Source organism: Segeticoccus rhizosphaerae (assembly GCF_005222685.1).
GTDB classification, from domain to species: domain Bacteria; phylum Actinomycetota; class Actinomycetes; order Actinomycetales; family Dermatophilaceae; genus Segeticoccus; species Segeticoccus rhizosphaerae.
In genome coordinates, this window is record NZ_SWMA01000004.1 from 24491 (window position 1) to 45024 (window position 20534).

General features: G+C 70.7%; 18 protein-coding genes and 1 tRNA gene. 15 read left to right on the forward strand and 4 right to left on the reverse strand.

The genetic code is table 11. The annotated features are described in order from the left end of the window. Positions 1-43: 43 nt before the first annotated feature. A complete protein-coding gene (locus FCN22_RS04295) occupies positions 44-898 on the reverse strand; it encodes an ABC transporter permease (RefSeq protein WP_137120315.1) in 855 nt (284 codons plus the stop codon). A gap of 1 nt (position 899) precedes the next feature. Continuing rightward, entirely contained in the window at positions 900-1880 is a 981-nt protein-coding gene (locus FCN22_RS04300; protein WP_137120316.1) for an ABC transporter ATP-binding protein, read from the reverse strand. Between the two features lie 150 nt (positions 1881-2030). Between FCN22_RS04300 and FCN22_RS04305 the strand changes: the two genes are divergently transcribed. From FCN22_RS04305 to FCN22_RS04315, 3 genes are read left to right on the forward strand one after another with little or no spacing between them, the layout of a single operon-like run. Beyond that, entirely contained in the window at positions 2031-3137 is a 1107-nt protein-coding gene (locus FCN22_RS04305) for a sensor histidine kinase (protein WP_137120317.1), read from the forward strand. Next, entirely contained in the window at positions 3134-3898 is a 765-nt protein-coding gene (locus tag FCN22_RS04310) for a response regulator (protein WP_137120318.1), read from the forward strand. The genes FCN22_RS04305 and FCN22_RS04310 overlap by 4 nt, the downstream gene beginning before the upstream one ends. Then, the gene (locus tag FCN22_RS04315) at positions 3895-4932 is read left to right on the forward strand and encodes a small ribosomal subunit Rsm22 family protein (RefSeq protein ID WP_137120319.1); all 1038 of its coding nucleotides are present in this window, start codon (positions 3895-3897) and stop codon (positions 4930-4932) included. The genes FCN22_RS04310 and FCN22_RS04315 overlap by 4 nt, the downstream gene beginning before the upstream one ends. Positions 4933-5001: 69 nt before the next feature. On the opposite strand, the gene upp is transcribed toward FCN22_RS04315, so the two are convergent. After that, on the reverse strand, positions 5002-5640 hold the full coding sequence (gene upp / locus FCN22_RS04320; protein WP_137120320.1) for a uracil phosphoribosyltransferase: 639 nt from the start codon (positions 5638-5640) through the stop codon (positions 5002-5004). Positions 5641-5954: 314 nt separating this feature from the next. Between upp and FCN22_RS04325 the strand changes: the two genes are divergently transcribed. Further along, positions 5955-6437, forward strand: coding sequence for a nucleoside deaminase (locus FCN22_RS04325; protein WP_238384512.1), 483 nt, complete (start codon positions 5955-5957; stop codon positions 6435-6437). Between the two features lie 13 nt (positions 6438-6450). After that, a tRNA-Ser gene (locus tag FCN22_RS04330) sits at positions 6451-6540 on the forward strand. Between the two features lie 43 nt (positions 6541-6583). On the opposite strand, the gene FCN22_RS04335 is transcribed toward FCN22_RS04330, so the two are convergent. Continuing rightward, positions 6584-8707, reverse strand: coding sequence for an oxidoreductase (locus FCN22_RS04335; protein WP_137120321.1), 2124 nt, complete (start codon positions 8705-8707; stop codon positions 6584-6586). A 786-nt stretch (positions 8708-9493) separates the two neighbouring features. Here FCN22_RS04335 and FCN22_RS04340 point away from each other — a divergent pair. The 10 genes from FCN22_RS04340 to FCN22_RS04385 all read left to right on the forward strand — a co-directional run bounded on the left by FCN22_RS04340 (position 9494) and on the right by FCN22_RS04385 (position 20534). After that, positions 9494-10663: a Glu/Leu/Phe/Val family dehydrogenase gene (locus FCN22_RS04340; RefSeq protein WP_238384513.1), complete on the forward strand. Its 1170-nt coding sequence runs from the start codon at positions 9494-9496 to the stop codon at positions 10661-10663. Between the two features lie 58 nt (positions 10664-10721). Continuing rightward, complete coding sequence (locus FCN22_RS04345) at positions 10722-11885, forward strand: NAD(P)/FAD-dependent oxidoreductase (protein ID WP_238384514.1); 1164 nt, start codon at positions 10722-10724, stop codon at positions 11883-11885. Between the two features lie 47 nt (positions 11886-11932). After that, complete coding sequence (gene amaB / locus FCN22_RS04350; protein WP_137120322.1) at positions 11933-13474, forward strand: L-piperidine-6-carboxylate dehydrogenase; 1542 nt, start codon at positions 11933-11935, stop codon at positions 13472-13474. Between the two features lie 111 nt (positions 13475-13585). Beyond that, complete coding sequence (locus tag FCN22_RS04355) at positions 13586-14602, forward strand: ornithine cyclodeaminase family protein (protein ID WP_202911394.1); 1017 nt, start codon at positions 13586-13588, stop codon at positions 14600-14602. A gap of 170 nt (positions 14603-14772) precedes the next feature. Further along, positions 14773-16782 (forward strand): oxidoreductase, encoded by a 2010-nt coding sequence (locus FCN22_RS04360; protein WP_137120323.1) that lies wholly within the window; start codon positions 14773-14775, stop codon positions 16780-16782. Beyond that, on the forward strand, positions 16779-17549 hold the full coding sequence (locus FCN22_RS04365; protein ID WP_137120324.1) for an amino acid ABC transporter ATP-binding protein: 771 nt from the start codon (positions 16779-16781) through the stop codon (positions 17547-17549). The genes FCN22_RS04360 and FCN22_RS04365 overlap by 4 nt, the downstream gene beginning before the upstream one ends. Positions 17550-17552: 3 nt before the next feature. Continuing rightward, positions 17553-18191, forward strand: coding sequence for an amino acid ABC transporter permease (locus FCN22_RS04370; protein ID WP_137120325.1), 639 nt, complete (start codon positions 17553-17555; stop codon positions 18189-18191). After that, positions 18188-18838 carry an amino acid ABC transporter permease gene (locus FCN22_RS04375; protein ID WP_137120326.1) on the forward strand — a complete coding sequence of 217 codons (651 nt, stop codon included), beginning with the start codon at positions 18188-18190 and terminating at the stop codon, positions 18836-18838. The genes FCN22_RS04370 and FCN22_RS04375 overlap by 4 nt, the downstream gene beginning before the upstream one ends. A gap of 37 nt (positions 18839-18875) precedes the next feature. Then, entirely contained in the window at positions 18876-19712 is an 837-nt protein-coding gene (locus FCN22_RS04380) for a substrate-binding periplasmic protein (protein ID WP_137120327.1), read from the forward strand. 66 nt (positions 19713-19778) lie between these two features. Further along, on the forward strand, positions 19779-20534 hold the full coding sequence (locus FCN22_RS04385; RefSeq protein ID WP_137120328.1) for an SDR family NAD(P)-dependent oxidoreductase: 756 nt from the start codon (positions 19779-19781) through the stop codon (positions 20532-20534).

Genomic DNA, 20534 nt, shown 5'->3' on the forward strand with positions numbered 1-20534 from the left:
TCCCGACGATACCGAGCACCGTGGGGCCGGGTGCCGGCCGGCGCTACGAACGTTCCCGGTCGAGGTCCCGGCGGTAACCGAGGACGGTCAGCAGTCCGCACGCGGACCACCAGGCGAGCACGACGACCACGTGCAGCGTGGTGCTGCCGGTGGCCGGGTTGCCGAAGGCGTCCATGTCCTCGGCGGGACCCATGAGACCCCAGGCCAGCAGCCCGAAGTGGTGGGTCGGCAGGGCCTGCGCGATGGTCGTGAAGACACCGGGCAGCTGGTCGAGCGGGTAGAAGAACCCCGACAGGAAGGACAACGGCAGGAAGACCAGGTTGACGATCGTCGCCACGGCCCGGGGGCGCACCCAGTAGGCGATCGCCGAGCCCATCGTGGAGAAGGCGAGGACCCCGGTCACGATGAGACCGCCGCAGGCCAGCAGACGGAGCGGGTCGAACGACACCCCACCGGCGACGACGGCGACCGCGGCCATGCCGACGAGGGTCACGGCCGTGAACACCAGGTTCAGCGCGACCTTGCCGGCGAAGTAGACCCACATCGGCATCGGGGTCGCCCGCAGGCGTCGGAGCCACCCTTTACCGCGCTCCGCCGCGAGCTCGCCGCCGAACGAGAAGAGCGCCTGGCTGACGACCCCGTAGCAGCCGAACGACACGAACATCATCGCCCCGACGTCGGTGCCGCGGGGGAGCACCTTCCCCGCTTCGGGCAGCCCGAACATCGTGTAGAGGATGACCGGCAGGACCACCACACCGATGAAGTACTCCGGCAACCGGCGGTAGCGCCGGACCTCCATCAGCACCTGCGTCGCCAGCAGTCCGAGGATGCCGGTGGAGGGCCGCTCACTCGGACTCAGCCGATGCGAAAACGCTTGCGGTGTGGTCAAGCCGGCCATGTCAGTGTCTCCTCGTGCGTGGGGCGGTGGTCGCCGGGTCGCCCTGGTCGCCGGTGAGGTGCAGGAAGGCCTGCTCGAGGCTGGCCTCGGTGACGGTCAGGTCCTCGACCCGGTGCCCTGCCGCGAAGACGGCGCGCAGGACGGGCTCGGGTTCGGCGACCTGCAGACGCAAGCGGTGCAGCCCTGGACGAGAGGACTCGCGTATGCCGGGTGCCTCCCGGTCGTGGAGCGTCGCCACTTGCTGCACACCCTTGACGGTCTCGAGCTGGTCGGTTGTGGCGTCGGTGAGCAGCTCGATGGTCTTGCCGGGGATCAGCGACTTGATCCGGGCAGGGGTGTCGTCGTGGACGATTCGGCCGTGGTTGATGAGGATGACGCGTTCGGCCGCCAGGTCGGCCTCGGCGAGGTTGTGGGTGGAGAACAGGAGGGTCTTGCCGAGCCGGGCGAACTCGCGGGCCTGCTCCCAGAACGCCTGTCTCGCGTGCACGTCGAGCGCAGCCGTGGGTTCGTCGAGGAAGAGCAGGTCGGGATCACCGACGATCGCCACCGCGAACGAGAGTCGCTGGCGCTGCCCCCCGGACAGCTGCGTGACCCGCTTGCTCGCGTGAACCAACAGGTCGGCACGGGCCACGACGTCTGCGGTCGGCAGGGCGTGCGGGTAGTAGTGACCGACCAGGTCGACCATCTCCGTCACGGTCAGGCTCTCCGGCGCGGCGGTGTCCTGCAGCATGGCGCCGACCCGGCCCCGGACCGCCACGTGGTGGGGCGGCAGGCCGAAGACGGTCACGCGGCCTGCCGAGGGTGATCGCAGGCCCAGCAGCAGCTCGAGGGTCGTCGTCTTCCCGGCCCCGTTGGGCCCGAGCACGGCAACGACCTCGCCGGCGGTGACCTGCAGGTCGATACCCACGACGGCGGGCACCTCGCCATACGACTTGTGCAGGTCCACTGCCTCGATCACGTTGCGCGCCTCTTGAGGGTCCATGCCAGCCTCGCTCTCGCCGATGCGCCGGCGGCGCCTGCGTCGACTCGACGCTAGGGCGGGCACGCCGCCGAGACAGGTGCCGGCAGTCACGACCTGCACCCATGACTTCCGGCACCTCGACCGTTGACGTCGGCGACCTATGCTGCAGAGGTGGCCGACGAGTCCTTGGACCGGTTGACCAGCGGGGCCGGCCTGCTGGGCTACGTCCTCGTGGGTCTGGTCGCCCTGCTGTCAGGGCTGGCCGCGACCGTCTCGCCATGGTGGTGGGTGGCCTACGCCGCCGGCCTGGGGACGTTCGGGCTGCTGTGCGCCGACCGTGTGGGCGTCCGGGCGGCCCGGGGTCTGTTGGCGCCACTGTTCGTCGCGGTGCTGCTGACCTACCTGCTGGCCCCGGACTACGGCATCTCCGCGGTCCCGATGGTCATCTTCGTGGCGACCGCGGCGTTCCTGCTGCAGGTTTGGGCGACGCTGTCGCTCATCGGGATCCAGACGGCCGTGCTCGTCGTGGCCAGTGTGCTCCAGGACGGTGACCGAGGCTTCGGCGCCGCGGTGGCCGTCATGTATGCCGTGTTCCAGCTCTTCGCGCTGGTCATGGTCGAGACGAGCCTGCGCGAGCATCGGATGCGGGAGGAGCTGGGTGTCGCCAACGCCGAGTTGGCAGCGGCCCAGGGAAGACTGGCGGAGACCAGCAAGGTGGAGGAGCGGCTGCGGATCTCCCGTGACCTGCACGACCTGGTCGGGCACCAGCTCAGCGCCCTCGCCGTCAACCTCGAGGTCGCCTCCCATCTGGCCGAGGGACCCGCCTCCGAACCGGTGGCGCGCTCGCGGGTCATCGCCAAGGACCTGCTGAGCGACGTGCGCCAGGTGGTCGGTCGGCTCCGCGAGCCACGGGCGCGGTTGGGGAGGGCCTTGGCCGACCTGGCCGTTGCCGTGCCCACGCCCAGGGTGGTCCTCGACGTCCACGGCGACCTGGACGAGCTCGGTGAGGACGAGGCGGAGGTCGTCCTGCGCTGCGTCCAGGAGCTCATCACCAACGCGATGCGGCACGCCGAGGCGGAGCACCTCTGGATCACACTGACCTGCAACGGGGGCGAGCTCGTGCTCTCTGCCCGGGACGACGGGCGCGGGGCGACCGAGGTCGCGGTCGGCCACGGACTGACCGGGATGCGCGAACGGGTCGGCCGGCTGGGCGGCGAGCTCTCCTGGGACGGCGCCGACGGGTTCCGCGTCGAGGCGCGGCTCAGGACAGCGGCATGACCGGGGACGGGACAACGGCTGGTGCGCGGGAGGTCGATGACGATCCCGCCGACGGCCCCGAGACTGCCGATGGTCGCGACCACGGCGGTGGGGGGAGGGCGTCCGTCCGAGTGCTGCTGGTCGACGACCAGACGTTGGTGCGGCAGGGGATTCGCAGCCTGTTGGACCTTGCGGACCGGATCGAGGTCGTGGCCGAGGCGGCCGACGGGGTCGAGGCGCTCGCGGCGATCCAGCGGGTGCGGCCTGACGTCGTGCTGCTCGACCTGCGCATGCCGCGGCTCGACGGAGCCGCCACCCTGAAGGAGCTCTCGAACCGCGAGTTCCGGCCCCCCGTGCTGGTGCTCACGACGTTCGACGACGACGAGGCCGTGCTCGACGCCCTGAGATCGGGCGCTCGCGGCTATCTGCTGAAAGACGTCACCCTCGACGAGCTGGTCCATGCCATCGAGACGTTGGCCCGAGGCGGCCGGCTCGTCCAGCCCGCCGTCACGGCCGGTCTGCTGGCACGGCTGACCGACCGTGGACCGGCGTCGGCTCCCGAGCAGGTCGTGGAGCCGCTCACCGCGCGGGAGACCGAGGTGCTGCGCCTGGTGGCAGCGGGCCTCGCCAACCGGCAGATCGCCGAGGCCCTCCACCTCGCCGAGGGCACGGTCAAGAACCACGTCTCCTCGGTGCTGCTCAAGCTCGGGGTGCGCGACCGGACCAAGGCCGTGCTGCGTGCCCTCGAACGCGGCCTGCTCACCGGTGAGGGAAGCCGGTGACCCTCACCGACGAGCTGCGCGAGGCGCTGGACACCGCTACCGCGGGCGTGGACCGGGTCGCCCTGACCGCCGCCGTCGAACGGCTCATCTCGCGCTACCGCACCGGTGGCGCCGCGCACGAGCCGATCCTGGCGACGCCGGCCGACGTCACGGCATACGTCGCCTATCGGATGCCCGCGACGTTCGGCGCCGCGCGCCTCGCCCTGGGCCAACTCGCCCTGGCCCGGCCAGACCTGCGCCCGCGCTCGCTGCTCGACCTGGGTGGCGGCACCGGCGCGGCGGCCTGGGCGGCCTGCGACGTCTTCCCGGAGCTCGCGCAGGTGACCGTCGTCGACCAGGTCGCGGACGCGCTCGACCTGGGCCGGTCCCTTGCCAGCGGCGCCCTCCACGAGGGTCTGCGCTCGGCGCAGTGGCGCACCGCCCGGCTCGACGCGAAGCCGGTGCCGGGAGCCGACCTCGTGACCCTCTCCTACGTCCTCAGCGAGCTGTCGCCGCGGCAGCGAGCCGAGGTGGTGTCGGCGGCTGCGGGCTGTGGCGATGCCATGGTGGTGCTCGAGCCCGGTACCCCCGACGGCTACCGCCGCATCCTCGCGGCAAGGACACAGCTCATCGCCGGCGGATCCGTGGTCGTCGCACCCTGTCCGCACGACGAGGCCTGTCCCCTCGCCGCCGACGACTGGTGCCACTTCGCGGCGCGGATCAACCGCTCGGCGCTGCACCGCAGGGTCAAGGGCGGCGAGCTCGGCCACGAGGACGAGAAGTTCTCGTATGTCGCCGTGTTGCCTGCTCATCCGGGACGTCCTGCGGAGTGGTCGCCAGGGCCGCCAAGACGCCGGACGTCCGTCGCCGGGAGCGATCCGGCCGCGCCCGCTCGCGTGCTGCGACATCCCGTGAAGCGCAAGGGGTTGGTGCAGCTCGAGCTGTGTCGGCCGGACGGGACGGCATCGCGGGAGATCGTGTCCAAGCGGCAGGGGCCGGCCTACCGGGCGGCTCGTGAAATCGCCTGGGGAGACGCGTGGCCGCCGGCCACCTGAGGCCGACGTTCGCCAAGGTTCGCACGCGCAAACGCGCTGTCGCTTCGACGTCGCGGGCGAGGCGTCGCCTCAGACGATGCCGTAGAGGCGGTCGCCCGCATCACCGAGGCCGGGCACGATGTAGCCCTGTTCGTTGAGCTTCTCGTCGATCGCGCCGGTGACCAGCGTGACCGGGATCTTCAGGCCCGACAGCTCCTGCTCGACCCGCTTGATCCCCTCCGGGGCGGCCAGCAGGCAGAGTGCGGTGATGTCGTCGGCGCCACGGTCGACGAGGTAGTGGATCGCCGCGGCCAGGGTGCCGCCGGTCGCGAGCATCGGGTCGAGCAGGTAGCACTGACGCGCGTCCAGGTCCTCGGGCAGCCGGTTGGCGTAGGTGTGCGCCTCCAAGGTCTCCTCGTTGCGGACCATGCCGAGGAAGCCGACCTCCGCGGTGGGCAGCAGCCGCACCATCCCGTCGAGCATGCCGAGACCCGCGCGCAGGATCGGCACCACCAGCGGCTTGGGGGACGCGAGCCGGATGCCGCTGGTCGGCGCGACCGGCGTGACGATGTCGACAGGTTCAACCCGCACCTCCCGCGTCGCCTCGTAGGCGAGCAGGGTCACCAGCTCGTCGGCCAGCCGCCGGAAGGTCGGCGAGTCCGTCTCCCGGTCACGCAGAGCGGTGAGCTTGTGGGCGATCAGCGGGTGGTCGGCAACGTGGACGCGCATGGGGGCAACCTACCGTGCGGGAAGTCGTTCGAGCTCGGTCCGGACCGCCGCCACGGCTTCGGGGGAGGAGATGCCCAGACGATGGATCCGCGACGCGAACTCCCGGGCCGCCTCCTCCAGCTGGGCCCTGCTCGTGGCCGCAGTGAACCGTGGTGCGGCCGCGACGACCGTGCCGTGCCCTGTGGCAGGCCCCCGGACGCGATGAGGGTGGCGAGCTGCGACCGGATCTGCTCGTACATTTGAATGGTGCAACGGGTACTGATGAGTGAGGGGACGTGGGCGATGACGGCGTGTGCCTCGGGCACCATGGCTTGGTGAGCTCCTTCAGCCCCGCCGGGACCACTGAGCCGTATGCCGAGTGGATCGGCCATGCGTTGGGCGTCGCCGCGGAGTCGCTCGCCTCGGACGACGTGCCGGTGGGCGCCGTCGTGCTGGCACCGGACGGCGAGGTCATCGGGGTGGGTCGCAACCGGCGCGAGGCGGACGGTGACCCGACCGCCCATGCCGAGGTGGTCGCCATACGCTCGGCCGCTGCGGCGCTCGGCACGTGGCGCCTCGAGGGTTGCAGCCTGGCTGTGACGCTGGAGCCCTGTGCGATGTGCGCTGGCGCGCTGGTGCTGGCGCGGATCCAGCGGGTCGTGCTCGGCGCCTGGGACCCGAAGGCCGGGGCCTGTGGCTCGGTGTGGGACGTGGTCCGGGACCGTCGTGCCACCCATCGGGTGGAGGTCATCGGTGGTGTCCGTGAGCAGGAGTGCTCGCAGTTGCTGCTCGATTTCTTCGCGACCCACCGCCTCTAGTAACCTGTCCGGCGGTGGCGTGTCCGAGCGGCCTAAGGAGCACGCCTCGAAAGCGTGTGAGGGGGTAACTCCTCCGTGGGTTCAAATCCCACCGCCACCGCCACAACGAACGAGGCGGGACCCGTGCGCCGCGAGGGGGTCCCGCCTCATCCGTTGTCTGATGTCGCGGGGGTGGGCAGGGGGTCCATCGGCGCGAGCCGGGTGACCTCCCGCCGGTAGGGAAGGGCGTCGCGCGGACCCTCCGACTGGAGCTGCTCGGCATACTCCCGTCCTGACCACACCGCCGCCGCGATGATGCCCGGGGCGAGCGCGTCTCCGATCAGGTCCACGGTCTTCAGCCCGGCTCCCGCCCACTGGTCCTCGCGCGCGATCAGTTCGGTGTGCAGCGGGCTGCGCGCGGCCCGGCCGGTGACCAGGACCAGGGTGTCCGCAGCGTGCTCCCGCAGCTCGCCGGTGAAGACGCACCCGGTGGTGACGACGCCCGCTGGCCCGGCCGCGAGCGACCGCCGGGTGCTGACCTGGACGCCCGCGCCCATGATGCGGGCGCGGATCTTGGTCAGCTCCATGGTGTTGGCAGTCCAGGCGGAGACGTCTGCGGCCGGGGTGACCAGCTCCACCTGGTAGCCCTCGCGGGCGAGCAGCTCGGCCAGGGCACCGCCCATGTAGTAGTGGTCGTCGTCGTAGAGCAGCACCCGGCTGCCGGGGTCGGCCGGGCGTCGGCCGTGCATCAGGTCGTCGGGCGTGAGCAGGGGGACGTGCGCCGGGAGGTCCAGCGGAACAGCCCGCGACCGGCCGACGCCGTCGGCGCGCCAGACGGCACCGGTGGCGACGGCCACGTGGTCGAAACCGTGCTCCAGCACCTCGTCGGCGCTCAGCTCGCTCTCGAAGTAGTGCTCGACGTTGGGCAGGGTGGTGAGGAGGTATTCGCGATGGTCGACCACCCTGATCCACGCGGACAGCCCAGGGAGCCGCGCCTCCCGGCGGACCCGGCCACCGAGGTGCCTGGACGACTCCAACAGCGTGACATCGAAGCCGCGTCGTCCGAGCGAGGTCGCCGCCTCCAGCCCCGCCGGCCCTGCTCCGACGACCAGCACCCGTGCGTCAATGCGGCGGGGCCGCAACCGCTCGGGATGCCACCCGCGCCGCCACTCCTCGCCCATCGACGGGTTCTGGGTGCAGCGGATCGGCGAGCTCGTCCAGTCGCCGGAGACACAGATGTTGCAGCCGATGCACTCGCGGATCGCCTCGAGCCGGCCCTCCCGGATCTTGTTCGGCAGGAAGGGGTCGGCGATCGACGGCCGGGCGGCACCGATGAAATCCAGGACGCCGCTGCGGACCTGGCGCACCATCTCGTCGGGCGAGGTGAACCGGCCCACCCCCACGACCGGTTTGGACGTGAGCTGCTTCAGGCCCGCGACGGCCTTTTCCTGCCCGCCCTCCGGACCGAACCGGGAGGACATGGAGTCGTCCTCCCACGCGCCCGCGACGAAGTCCCACAGATCGGGCAACTCCGCCAAGGTGCCGACGATCTCCTCGGTCTCGGCCCGGCTGACCCCCATCTCCGGGTCGTCCACGCCGAGCCGGCAGGCCACTGCTGCCTTGCCGGCACACAGTTCGCGGGTCTCCTCGAGCACCTCGCGCAGCAGTCGCATGCGGCCGGCCAGGTCCCCGCCGTAGCCGTCGGTGCGCTGGTTGTGCCGCGGCGACAGGAACTGCTCCAGGACGGTCATGCCGTGTCCCGCATACACGTAGACCAGGTCGAAGCCTGCCTGCAGCGAGCGGCGGACCGCGGCACGGTGCCAGGCGCGCACGTCGGCGATGTCGGCCAGGGTCATGGCCCGGGCGTTGACCGGGTGGTGGTCGCTGGACACCGGGAGCGCGGTCGGGCCCATCGGCACGATCCGGCTGGCCAGGTTGGGGCTGTGCGCCCCGCCGTGGGTGAGCTCGATCCCTGCCAGCGCGTCATACTCATGGATCTTGTCGGCGATGCGGGCGACCGCCGGGATGTCGTCGTCGTCCCAGAGCCGCAGCTCGATGGCCGGCGTCAGGTCGGCGGTGGGGTGGATCTCCGCCTCCTCGGTGCAGACGACGGCCCAGCCGCCCTCGGCCTTGACCCCGCGCATGAAGGCTTCGCTCGTGGGGTCGCGGTAGCCCATGCCGTTGCAGTGCGGCACCTGGAAGAAGCGGTTGCGTGCCGTCACGGGCCCGATCGTGACCGGCGTGAAGAGGATGTCGTATCGGGGGTCGCGCGCCGGGTTGCTGGGGCTCACGTGCTGTCCTCCGCTCTGCCTGCACCGTGCGGGCTTCCGGCAGGGTAGCCCGGAGCGGGTGGGCGACCAGTCGCGCCCACGCTTCGACCAAGACGCCCAAAACGAGAGCGTCGGTCAGGCGGGCCGGTTGCGCCCGCGACGGGCGATGTGGACGGCGGCCCTCGGGAGTCGATGCCGGTGCCCCAGGAGGCGACGGCGGCGCCCACGGTCACGTTGTGCGCGCCGAAGGCGACCAAGTGCTGCAGGGCGGTCGGGTGCAGGCGCCACAGCACCGCCGCCTAGAACGTGGTGACCGCTGCCGCACCGGCGGCGATCCCCACGGCTCTCCAGCCCAGCGTCTCCGTGAAGGCGAGGACCGTGGCGAAGGCGAGCGCGGCGCTCGACCCGGCCCAGAGCGCCGCCCGTAACCGGTTCGACTGGTCGACCTGCCTCGCGGGGATGACCAGGCCCGCGGCGCACCACGGGAACGCTGGCCGTCCCCCTGCTCATCGTTCGACGGGCGTGACCGCAGGTCGTTCCGGATCGCGGCCGCCTGCTCGGCGCTGATGATCCCCTCCCGGACCCACCGGTCCACCTGCGCGGACACGTCCGCGAGCCGACTGGTCGTCATACCTCATCGTCTCCGCGCGGCGGCGCCTCTGGATGGGCCGTAGGTCCCGCCCCGGTCCACGGGCACCACCAGCGCGGCTGGTGCTGGGGGTGGCGAACTCTGCGGGTGGGCACCTTCACAGACCTCGCCCGACTCGGTGATCCTTCAGGTGGCATGCCGACACACGAGGAGCACTGGTGACCGAGGACGTCTTCGCGCTGATGGACGAGTGGGGACCGGAGAAGGTGGTCTGCGTATCGGACCGCAGGACCGGCATGAAGGGCGTCCTGGTCCTGGACAACACCGCCCGCGGCATGGGCAAGGGCGGGACGCGGATGAGCCCCTCGCTCACCGTCGGCGAGGTGGCCCGGCTGGCCCGCACGATGACGTGGAAGTGGGCGGCGGTGGACCTGTTCCACGGAGGCGCCAAGGCCGGCATCCTCGGCGACCCGAACGCTCCGAACAAGGAGGAGGTTCTCCGTGCGTTCGCGCGGGCGCTGGCGAACGAGGTGCCGCGGGAGTACGTCTTCGGCCTCGACATGGGGCTCACCGAGAAGGACGCCGCCATCTTCATCGACGAGCTCGGCGACCGGGGCGCGTCGGTCGGACTGCCCAGGTCGCTCGGTGGACTGCCGTATGACGAGCTGGGCGTCACCGGCTTCGGGGTCGCCGAGGCCGCCGACGCCGCTGCCACCACGGTTGGCCTGTCGATCGACGGCGCTCGTGTCGCCATCCAGGGCTTCGGGGCCGTCGGTACCGCGGCCGCCGAGCGGTTCACCTCCTTGGGTGCCACCGTCGTCGCCGTCTCCACCGCCTCCGGCGCGGTCCACGAGCCCGACGGTGTGGACCTCGACCGGTTGCTCCGGCTGCGCGAACAGGCGGGTGACGACTGCGTGCGCGAGTACGGCGGCGTCCTGCCGGCGTCCAGTGCCCTGACGGTGGACTGCGACATCCTCGTGCCGGCCGCCACCCAGGACGTCGTGGGGGTCGAGGTGGCGCGCGAGACCCCGGCACGGCTGGTGGTCGAGGGCGCCAACATGCCGACCACGCCGGAAGCCTTGGAGCTGCTGGCTGCTCGCGGTGTCGCCGTCGTGCCCGACTTCATCGCCAACGCCGGTGGGGTGGTCGCGGCGGCCTTCTCGATGGCGGACCGCTATTCGGCGTTCGTGACCGACCCGGCAGACATCTTCGCGATGATCTCCACCAAGATGCGCGCCAACGCCGAGACGGTCCTGGCCGAGAGCCGCGCGCGGGGCACGACGCCGCACGTCGCCGCTCGCCAGCTGGCGCAGGAACGGGTCCGGACGGCGATGCGCCTACGCGGCCAGGTGCCGGTCGAGGAGACCGTGGCTGGGACGCTGGCATGAGACGCGAGATCATGGAGACGATGGCGGTGCCCGGGACGACTGCAGGAGGTGGACGACGGTGACGCGAAGCGACCAGGTGCCGAGCCGCGCCTCGGTGGTCATCGTCGGAGGCGGTGTCATGGGGGTCAGCGCGGCCTTCCACCTGGCCGAGGCCGGGGTCCAGGACGTGGTGCTGGTCGAGAAGGCGGCCCTCGGGTCCGGGTCGACCTGCAAGGCGGCCGGGGGCGTGCGTGCGCAGTTCTCCGACCGGCTCAACATCGAGCTCGGCCGGCGCAGCCTGGAGGCGTTCCAGCGCTTCGGTGAGCGTCCCGGGCAGGAGATCGACCTGCACCAGGTGGGCTACCTCTTCCTGCTCGACGACGAGGAGATGGTCCGCACCTTCGAGACCAACGTGGCACTGCAGAACGAGCTCGGCGTGCCCAGCCGGATGCTCAGCCCGCAGGAGGCCCGGCAGCTCGCCCCGCTGATCGACACCGACGGCCTGCTCGCAGCGTCGTTCTCACCGACCGACGGACACTGCACCCCGGAGTCGGTGGTGCTCGGATATGCCACCGGCGCCCGGCGGCACGGCGCCCGCATCGTGCCGGGTTGCGCCGCGCTGGGCATCGAGACCGTCGGCGACCGCATCGTCGCGGTGCAGACGGAGCGGGGGAGGATCGAGACCGACACGGTCATCTGTGCCGCGGGCGCCTGGGCCCAAGAGGTCGGCCGGTGGGTCGGGGTCGACCTTCCCGTCACACCGGTGCGCCGCCAGATCCTGGTGACCGAGCCGGTCGCCGACCTGCCTCCCGACCTGCCCATGACGCTCGACTTCTCGTCCAGCTTCTACTTCCACCGCGAGGGCGCCGGGCTGCTCATCGGCATGTCCGACCCGGACGAGGAGCCGGGCTTCAAGCTGAGCCGGACCGATGACTGGCTGCCGCGGCTCGGGGCGGCGATGGAGCGGCGGGCGCCGAGCCTGATGGACGTCGGCTTCGCCAGCGGTTGGGCGGGGCTCTACGAGATGACCCCCGACCACAACGCCCTGATCGGCGAGGCAACCGGTGTGGACCGGTTCCTCTACGCCACCGGCTTCTCCGGCCACGGCTTCCTGATGGGGCCCGCCGTCGGGGAGGTGCTCCGCGACCTGTATGCCGGCCGCACGCCATACGTCGACATCTCGCCATTGGACGCCACCCGGTTCGACCGGGCACAGTCACGACCAGAGCTCAACATCGTTTGAAGCCACCAGCAGCCACGAAAGCACCGAAGGTACAGGAGAACCCACTCATGAGCACCGCCACCGACACCCTGCCCACAGCCTCTGACCTGCAGGAGCAGGCACGGGCCGCGCTGGAGCGCTGCGGCGTCGACGTGGTCGCCCTGAAGGGCGACCAGAGTAGCCGTTCGCCGGTCAACGGCCAGGAGCTGCTGCCGCTGGCCTGGACCGACGCGGCGGGCGTGGACCGAGCCGTGGCGAACGCGAAGGAGGCGTTCGCGACGTGGCGCACCACTCCGGCACCGGTGCGCGGCGCGCTGGTGCGCCGGTTCGGCGAGCTGCTGCGGGAGCACAAGGCCGACATCGGTGCTCTGGTGAGCCTCGAGGTGGGCAAGATCACGTCCGAGGCGTTGGGCGAGGTCCAGGAGATGATCGACGTCTGCGACTTCGCGGTGGGTCTGTCGCGCCAGCTCTACGGCCGCACCATGCCGTCCGAGCGTCCGGGACACCGGCTGATGGAGACGTGGCACCCGCTCGGGGTGGTCGGCGTCATCTCGGCGTTCAACTTCCCGTGCGCGGTGTGGTCGTGGAACACCGCGGTGGCGCTGGTCTGCGGCGACCCGGTGGTGTGGAAGCCGTCCGAGGCGGCGCCGCTGACCGCGATCGCCTGCAACGCGGTGCTGCACAAGGCGATTGCCGAGGTCGGTGCCCCCGAGCACCTGAGTCAGGTCGTGATCGGCGGCGCGGACGTGGGAGAGCGGCTGGTCGAGCACGAGGAGGTGGCCCTGCTCAGCGCGACGGGGTCGACGCGGATGGGGGCGCAGGTCGGCCCGAAGGTGGCGGCGCGCTTCGGCCGCTGTCTGCTCGAGCTGGGCGGCAACAACGCCGCGATCGTGGCGCCGTCGGCCGACCTGGACCTGGCCACGCGCGGCATCGTCTTCGCGGCGGCGGGCACGGCGGGGCAGCGGTGCACGACCATGCGTCGGGTGCTCGCGCACGAGGACGTCGCGGACGACCTCGCCAAGCGGCTGGCCGACGTCTACGGTCGCCTGCCCATCGGCGACCCCACCGCCGAGGGCACCCTGGTCGGGCCGCTGATCAACCAGCGGGCGTATGACGGGATGGCCGCCGCCCTGGAGCAGGCCGAGGCACAGGGCGGCAACGTCCTGGTCGGCGGTGGACGCCGGTTGGCCGACGCCGCGGGTGACGCCTACTACGTGGAACCCGCGGTCGTGCGGATGCCCGAGCAGAGCGAGATCGTGCGCCAGGAGACGTTCGCCCCGATCATCTACGTGATGACCTACTCCACGCTCGAGGAAGCCATCGCGCTCAACAACGATGTCCCGCAAGGCCTTTCATCGTCCATCTTCACGTCGGACCAGGCCGAGGCCGAGAGGTTCATGAGCGCCGTCGGCTCCGACTGCGGCATCGTCAACGTCAACATCGGCACCTCTGGCGCCGAGATCGGTGGCGCGTTCGGGGGCGAGAAGGAGACCGGCGGCGGCCGTGAGTCCGGGTCGGACGCGTGGCGCGCTTACATGCGACGCGCGACCAACACGGTCAACTACTCCGGCGAGCTGCCGTTGGCCCAGGGCGTCGACTTCACCGTCTGACCCCCGCCCCTTCAGCTCGTTGCTGGGAGAAGGCGTCATCCGTGACGCCCCCTCCCAGCAACGAGCGGGGCCGCAAGCGCGATCACCGAACCCTCTGACACCAGGAGCGCGATGAGCACGCAGGAACCGATGGAGACCGCTGACCGGGACGGCCTCCTGGTGCTGTCGGCGGCCGACGTGACCCAGGTCTTCGACATGGACACCGCCATCGAGTCGCAGCGGGTCGCCTTTCGCGAGCTCGGGCTCGGGCACGCGCAGTTGCCCGCCCGGCTGCTGCTCTCCGGGCCGGAGGGGTCGTCGTCGTTCTGCTACGCCGCCCGGGTGTCGGACGAAACCGGGGCCGTCTGCAAGTTCGGCAGCGCGGCACCGGCGAACGCCGAGCGGGGGCTGCCCACCATCGCCGCTGTCGTCACGGCGCTCGACCCGCAGACCGGTCGTCCGGTGGCGCTCATGGACGGCACCACCGTGACCACCATCCGCACCTCCGCGGCCAGCGCGGTGGCTGCAGAGGCGCTGGCCCGGCCCGAGTCCTCGGTCCTGGCGGTGCTCGGGTCCGGGGTGCAGGCCGAGGCGCACGTCAAGGCCCTGGCGCGCGTGCTGCCGCTCTCCGACGTCCGGGTGTGGGGCCGGACGGCAGCCAAGGCGGAGCAGCTCGTGGCACGGCTTGCAGAGCGGTTCGACTTCGACGTCTCGGTGGCCCGCGACCCTCAGGTGGCTGTCGCGGGGGCCGACGTCGTGGTCGCGGCCACCACCAGCGCGACGCCGGTGCTGGAGGTGGAGTGGCTCGCTCCCGGAGCGACCGTGATCAGTGTCGGCTCGTTCGCGGCGGACCGTTCGGAGGTGCCGGTCGAGCTGTTGCGGCGCGCTGCGGCCGTGGTCGTGGACGACGTCGAGACGTCGTTGGAGCACGCCGGCCCGGTGGTGGCCGCCGTGCATGAGAATGTCCTCGGCGCAGGCGATCTCGTCTCGCTGGGCTCGGTCGTCGCCGGGCTCTCATCCGGCCGGAGCGGACCGGAGGACATCGTCTTCTACAACAGCGTCGGCATCGGTGTGCAGGATGCTGCCGCAGCGTGGGCCGTCATCACCGCCGCTCGCGAACGCGGCCTGGGGCAGCAGATCAGCCTGTGAAGCGGCTCACGGCACGGGTTGTCTCACAGGCTGGGACGTGAGCCTCACAACCGCTTAGGGGGAGCACCAACAGGAGTGGCTCTGCCGCACCTTTCCACGCCATCACTCGTCGGGCAGTCTCAGGCACAACCCATGCCGACGTGTCGTGCTCTCACCCCCTGGAGGTACCCGTGGCCACACCCTGGCTGGTCGACCGCCCCCTGCAGGTCGGCCCCCAGACGCTGCGTGGACGGATCTACCTGCCGGCCCACCAACCCGGACTCGCCGAGGACGGTCGACCCGGTGAGCGCTACATCGCCTACCACCGGGCGAGGGCCCGTTCCGGCGTGGCGATGCAGGTCACCGGGGCCACCCCGATCCTGCCCTCGAGCGAGTGGAACGACATCTGCCTGTGGAACATCGACGAGTCGATCGTGCCCGGATACCAGCGGCTCGCCGAGGCGGTGCACGAGGAGGGCGGCCGGATTCTCGCCCAGCTGGCACACCCGGGCCCGACCGAGACGGAGGGCCCCGACGTCATCGGCGCGTCGTGGGACTTCTCAGAGGTGGCACGCCAAGTGGCGGTGCCCGCCACCAGCGCCCAGCTCACAGACATCATCGAGCTGTATGCCGCGGCTGCCGACCGCTGCCGCCGAGGGGAGCTCGATGGCGTCGAGATCAGCCTCGCCCACGGCCTGCTGCTGGCGTCCTTCCTCTCGCCCCTCACCAACCACCGCGACGACGAGTTCGGCGGCTCCTTCGAGCGGCGGCTCACCCTCACCACTCGCGTCCTCGACTCCGTGCGCGCGTCGTTGTCGCCCGAGATGATCCTCGGCATCCGTCTGGGCGCCGACGACCTGGTCGAGGGCGGCCTCCGCCCGGATGAGGCCGCGCGAGTGGCCCGAGCGCTGGAGGACCGGGTCGACTACATCAGCGTGATGGTCGGCAACAACAACAGGCTCGAGGCGCGCGTGCGGCACTGGCCGCCGACGCCAGCTCCCCACGGCCTGTTTCGCGATGTGGCCCGGGTGATCAAGGAAGCGGTGTCCGTGCCGGTGTGTGCGGTCGGTCGCGTGACGGACGTGGACCTGGCCAACGACATCCTGGTGGCCGGGGACGCCGACCTGGTGGGCATGGTGCGGGCGCAGATCGCTGATCCGGATCTGTTGGCCAAGACCCGCGCGGGCCGTGCGGAGGACGTGCGGCCGTGTGTCGGGGTGAACGTGTGCGTGAACGGTCTGCTCGAGGGGCGGCCGCTGTCCTGCTTCGTCAACCCCGATGTGGGCCATGAACAGGATGAGGCAATCGACCTGTCCGGTCGCTCCGCCGTCGTCGTCGGCGGCGGACCTGCCGGGTTGGAGGCGGCTCGCCGGATGGCCGAGGCCGGCTGCCGAGTCACCCTGGCCGAGGCCTCGGACCAGCTGGGTGGTCAGGTGGCAGCCTGGAGCCGCGCCCCCAGCCGGAGCGAAGTGGCCGACTACCTGCAGTGGCAGCGTCGGATGCTCGACCGACTCGGAGTCGAGGTCGTGCTCGGCACGGCGGTGGACGCCGCGTGGGTCGTCGAACGGTCACCCGAACTGGTCGTCGTGGCGACCGGCGCACGGCCGAGCGACCTCGACATCCCCACCGATGGCTCGGTCGTCGTGGTGGATCCGCTGGAGGCCCTGGTGGCAGGCGTCAACGGCGAGGTCGTCGTCTTCGACGCGGTCGGCGAGCTCGACGGCGCGCTCATCGCGGAGCGGCTGGCGACGGTGGGTCAGCGGTCGGTGACCCTGGCGACGTCGCGGCTGCACATCGGTGAGGGCGATGGAATCAACACGCTCTTTCCCATGATCCGGCGCCTCGCCGAGGTCGGCGTGTCGGTGGTGGAGCGGGTGCGACCGAGCCGCGTCGAGGCCGGATCGGTTGTCCTGGAGGGGGTGTTCGGGGAGGCGGCGCCGACCCTCGCGGCCGACGCCTTGGTGACCTGGGCCGGTGGCGTCCCCGTCAACGACCTGGTCGCCGGCCTCGCGGACCACGGCCTCCGAGTCGAGGTGATCGGTGACGCCCTGCGGCCCCGTCGCGTGGTGGATGCCCTCAGCGAGGCGAAGGCCGCCGTCGACCGCTTCGGCACGACCGGCACGACCGGCACGGCCTCCTGCGCCGACGGGACCGCCCCACTTCTTGCTGCTCACCCGAACACTGGAGCTGATGCCCGATGACCCTTCCCGCCACGAGACAGAGCGTTGCCATCGAGCTCGACTCGGTGGTCAAGCGCTACGGCGACCACACGGTGCTCGACAACGTGTCCCTCTCGGTCAGGGAGGGCGAGGTGGTTGCCATCATCGGTCCGAGCGGAGCCGGCAAGAGCACGCTGCTGCGATGCATCAACCTGCTGGAGCGGCCCGACAGCGGGCGGATCACCGTGGCGGGACACGCGGTGGACGCCGGTTCCGAGATCAGCAACAAGGAGCTGGTGGCGCACCGGCGCGTCGCCGGGATGGTCTTCCAGTCGTTCAACCTCTTCCCACACCTCGACGTGCTGAGAAACATCTCACTGGCCCAGGAGCGGGTTCTGGGCCGCAGCCGCAAGGACGCCGACAAACGGTCGAAGGAGCTGCTCGACCGGGTGGGGCTCGCCGACAAGGCGGCTCAGTACCCCAGCCGCTGCTCGGGCGGCCAGCAACAGCGCATCGCCATCGCTCGGGCGTTGGCCCTGGAACCCAAGGTGATGCTCTTCGACGAGCCGACGTCTGCCCTGGACCCGGAGCTGGGGCTGGAGGTCCTGGCGGTCATGCGGGAACTGGCCGACGAGGGCATGACCATGGTGGTGGTCACGCACGAGATGCAGTTCGCCCGGGACGTCTCGGACCACCTCGTGGTGATGGTGGACGGCGCCGTCCTGGAAGAAGGCCCACCGGAGGAGATCTTCAGCAAGCCCGGTCACGAGCGCACTCGCCGTTTCCTGCGCGCTGTCCTGGAGCGCTGAGCAATGGGCTACCTGCAGGCGATCATCACCGGCATACCGATGACGCTCCTGGTGACTGTCGCGGGGTTCACCCTCGGAGCCATCGGCGGGATACCGCTTGCCCTTGCCCGTCGGTCGCGCTTCGCGGTGCTGCGGATCGTCGCGCGGACCGTGATCGAGTTCCTGCGCGGCATACCGCCCATCGTGTGGATCTTCCTCATCTACTTCGGCATCGGCACGGGCGCCATCACGATCTCACCCTTGGGCGCTGCCATAGCCGCGTTCGGTGTCATCTCGTGCGCCTACATGGCCGAGATCTACCGGGGCGGGCTGTCCGCCATTCCCGCAGGGCAGTGGGAGGCGAGCGCGGCCCTGGGCATGGGGCACCGTGACCAGTTGTCCAAGGTCGTGGGCCCACAGGTCCTGCGTGTCTCCATCCCCGCGTCGGCGACGTACGCCATCGGGTTGCTCAAGGACTCGTCGATCGCCTACACCGTGGGAGTACAGGAGATCCTCTTCAACGCCGACATGCAGGCGAAACAGGCCTCCGACGCGATCGTGCCGTTCCTCTACGCGGCCCTGGTCTACGTGATCATCACCATCCCGTGTGCCTGGGCGGCCCGCTCCCTCGACAGCGGTCTGCGGCGGAAGGTGGCCCGATGAGTCTCAGCGACTGGGCGGAGAACTACCCCGCCCTCCTGTCCGGCCTCTGGGTCAGCATCCGGGTCACCGCCCTCGCCCTCGGGATCGGTATGCCGTTGGGTCTGCTGCTGGCTCTCAGCGCCAACAGCCCCAAGAAGGTGCTGCGCTACGTCACCATCGGCGTGGTCGAGATCGGGCGCGGGACGCCGGCGCTCGTCGTGCTGCAGATCGTCTACTTCGGGTTGCCCACGGTGGACGTGACCTTCTCGTCCTTCTTCTCCGCGGCCATCGCACTGGCCCTGACGACCGCTGCCTACACGAGCGAGATCCTCCGGGGCGGCCTGCAGGCGGTCCCGTCCGGTGAGGTGGAAGCGGCTTCGGCGCTCGGCATGGTCAACCGGGACACGTTGCGGTTCATCGTCATTCCTCAGGGCGTGCGCGTCGCGATCCCACCGCTCATGGGCTTCGCGGTCCTCATCTTCCAGGCGAGCTCATTGGCCTACACCATCGCGCTGCCCGAGCTGATGAGCCAGGCCTACAGCACCGGCTCCAGCACGTTCCGCTACATGAGCATCCTCAGCCTGGCCGGCCTGATGTACGCCGCCATCACGATCCCCGCCAGCTGGCTCACCGGACGGGCGGAGCGCCGGATGGCCCGCCACCTCTGATTTGATCCTCATCGTCATACCAATAAAGGAGATTCACATGCGAGTTCGCCCTATCACCACGGCCGTTGCGGTGCTCTTCACCGCGGCCACCGCAGCCGCCTGCGGGGGTGGGTCGTCAGCGGACGGACCCGCCGACAACTGCAAGCCGGCGCACGAGTTCACCACGATCAAGAAGGGGACCCTGACCGTCGCGGGCTACGACCTGCCGCCCTACTCCAAGCTCGAGGGCAAGAAGATCACCGGTGTCGACGGCGAGATCGTCGCGGCGATCGCCGCGAAGGAGTGCCTCACTGTCACGCCGAAGTGGATGGCCACGGCGGCAGTCATCCCGACGGTCCAGAGCGGCCGCGCCGACCTCGCTGTGGGCGACTGGTATCGCACCAAGGCGCGGACCGAGGTGGTGAGCCTCAGTGGTCCGATGTACGCCGACCAGATGGCGATCATCTCCAAGGACGGCATCAGTGACATCTCCCAGCTCAAGGGCAAGAAGGTCGGCACCGTCGACGGCTACCTCTGGGTGGAGGACCTCAAGTCCTACCTCGGCGGCTCGCTCAAGATCTACTCGACGACGCTCAACATGAACCAGGACCTCAAGGCCGGCCGGATCGACGTGGGGGTGGACAGCTTTGGCTCCGGCAAGCTCAACAACCCCAACCTCAAGGTCGAGGTCGCGAAGTCGCACCCCGACGTGGCGGCATCGCAGGAGCCGGCGCAGTCGTCGCTGCCCGTGCCGAAGGACAACGCCGCGCTGCTCAAGGCGGTCAACGAGGACATCAAGGAACTGCACGAGAACGGCGACATCGCGAAGTTCCTCGAGAACAACAACCTGCCCAAGAGCGCGGCCGAAACGGGCGATCCCCGGCTGATCGGCTGATGGGTCGGCGAGTGGTGCCACCGCACGCGAGCGACCTGTGGTGGCACCACCGCCGGGCGTCACGACATGCGTGAGCCGAAACCGGTGTATGCCGTCCTCGGCGCGTCCGGCGGCATGGGGGCCGCGACAACCCGCGCCCTGGTCGGCGAGGGGATGCGCGTGCTGGCCGTGGCCCGGTCGCGGAAGGGGCTCGAGGCGCTGTCCGAGTCAGTGAGCGACCCTTCGCTCGTCGTCGGGCGCGTGCTCGACCTGGCCGTCGTGGAGGAGGCCTCTGCCGTGGTGGACGCGGCGCTGGAGGCCTTCGGGCGACTTGACGGCCTGGTCAACACCGCCGCGGTCTACGTCCCGTCTCCGGCCACCGACATCACGGCCGAGCAGTGGGATGCCGTCATGGGACCGAACCTGCGTGGCGCCCTGCTGGTCGGCTCGGCCGTGGCTCGCCACCTCGCCGCTCAGGGCCGGGGACGGATCGTGCAGGTGTCGTCGATCACGGCGCAGGTGAGTCGCGGTGACTACACGCTCTACGAGGCCTCGAAGGCTGGTCTGGCCGCAGCGACCCGTTCCATGGCAGTCGAGCTGGCGTCGCGCGGTGTGACCGTGAATGCCGTGGCGCCCGGCTGGGTCAGGACCCCGATGTCCGAGGAGCTGCTGGCCGGAGTCTCGCCCGAGGCGGTCGCTGGTCTGATCCCGATCGGTCGGGTGGGAGAGCCGGAGGAGATCGCCGCGGTCATCGCCTGGCTCGCGACGCGCAGCCCGACCTTCCTGACCGGTCAGACCATCGTCGTGGACGGCGGACAGACGGCATTCACAGCGCATCTGTGA

Bases quoted from the DNA above. Each gene is read 5' to 3' on its own strand.
- FCN22_RS04375 (WP_137120326.1), top strand. From the start codon at position 18,188: ATGAGTCTCAGCGACTGGGCGGAGAACTACCCCGCCCTCCTGTCCGGC.
- FCN22_RS04310 (WP_137120318.1), top strand. From the start codon at position 3,134: ATGACCGGGGACGGGACAACGGCTGGTGCGCGGGAGGTCGATGACGAT.
- FCN22_RS04380 (WP_137120327.1), top strand. From the start codon at position 18,876: ATGCGAGTTCGCCCTATCACCACGGCCGTTGCGGTGCTCTTCACCGCG.
- FCN22_RS04365 (WP_137120324.1), top strand. From the start codon at position 16,779: ATGACCCTTCCCGCCACGAGACAGAGCGTTGCCATCGAGCTCGACTCG.
- FCN22_RS04385 (WP_137120328.1), top strand. From the start codon at position 19,779: ATGCGTGAGCCGAAACCGGTGTATGCCGTCCTCGGCGCGTCCGGCGGC.
- upp (WP_137120320.1), bottom strand. From the start codon at position 5,640: ATGCGCGTCCACGTTGCCGACCACCCGCTGATCGCCCACAAGCTCACC.
- FCN22_RS04355 (WP_202911394.1), top strand. From the start codon at position 13,586: ATGAGCACGCAGGAACCGATGGAGACCGCTGACCGGGACGGCCTCCTG.
- FCN22_RS04370 (WP_137120325.1), top strand. From the start codon at position 17,553: ATGGGCTACCTGCAGGCGATCATCACCGGCATACCGATGACGCTCCTG.
- amaB (WP_137120322.1), top strand. From the start codon at position 11,933: ATGAGCACCGCCACCGACACCCTGCCCACAGCCTCTGACCTGCAGGAG.
- FCN22_RS04300 (WP_137120316.1), bottom strand. From the start codon at position 1,880: ATGGACCCTCAAGAGGCGCGCAACGTGATCGAGGCAGTGGACCTGCAC.
- FCN22_RS04295 (WP_137120315.1), bottom strand. From the start codon at position 898: ATGGCCGGCTTGACCACACCGCAAGCGTTTTCGCATCGGCTGAGTCCG.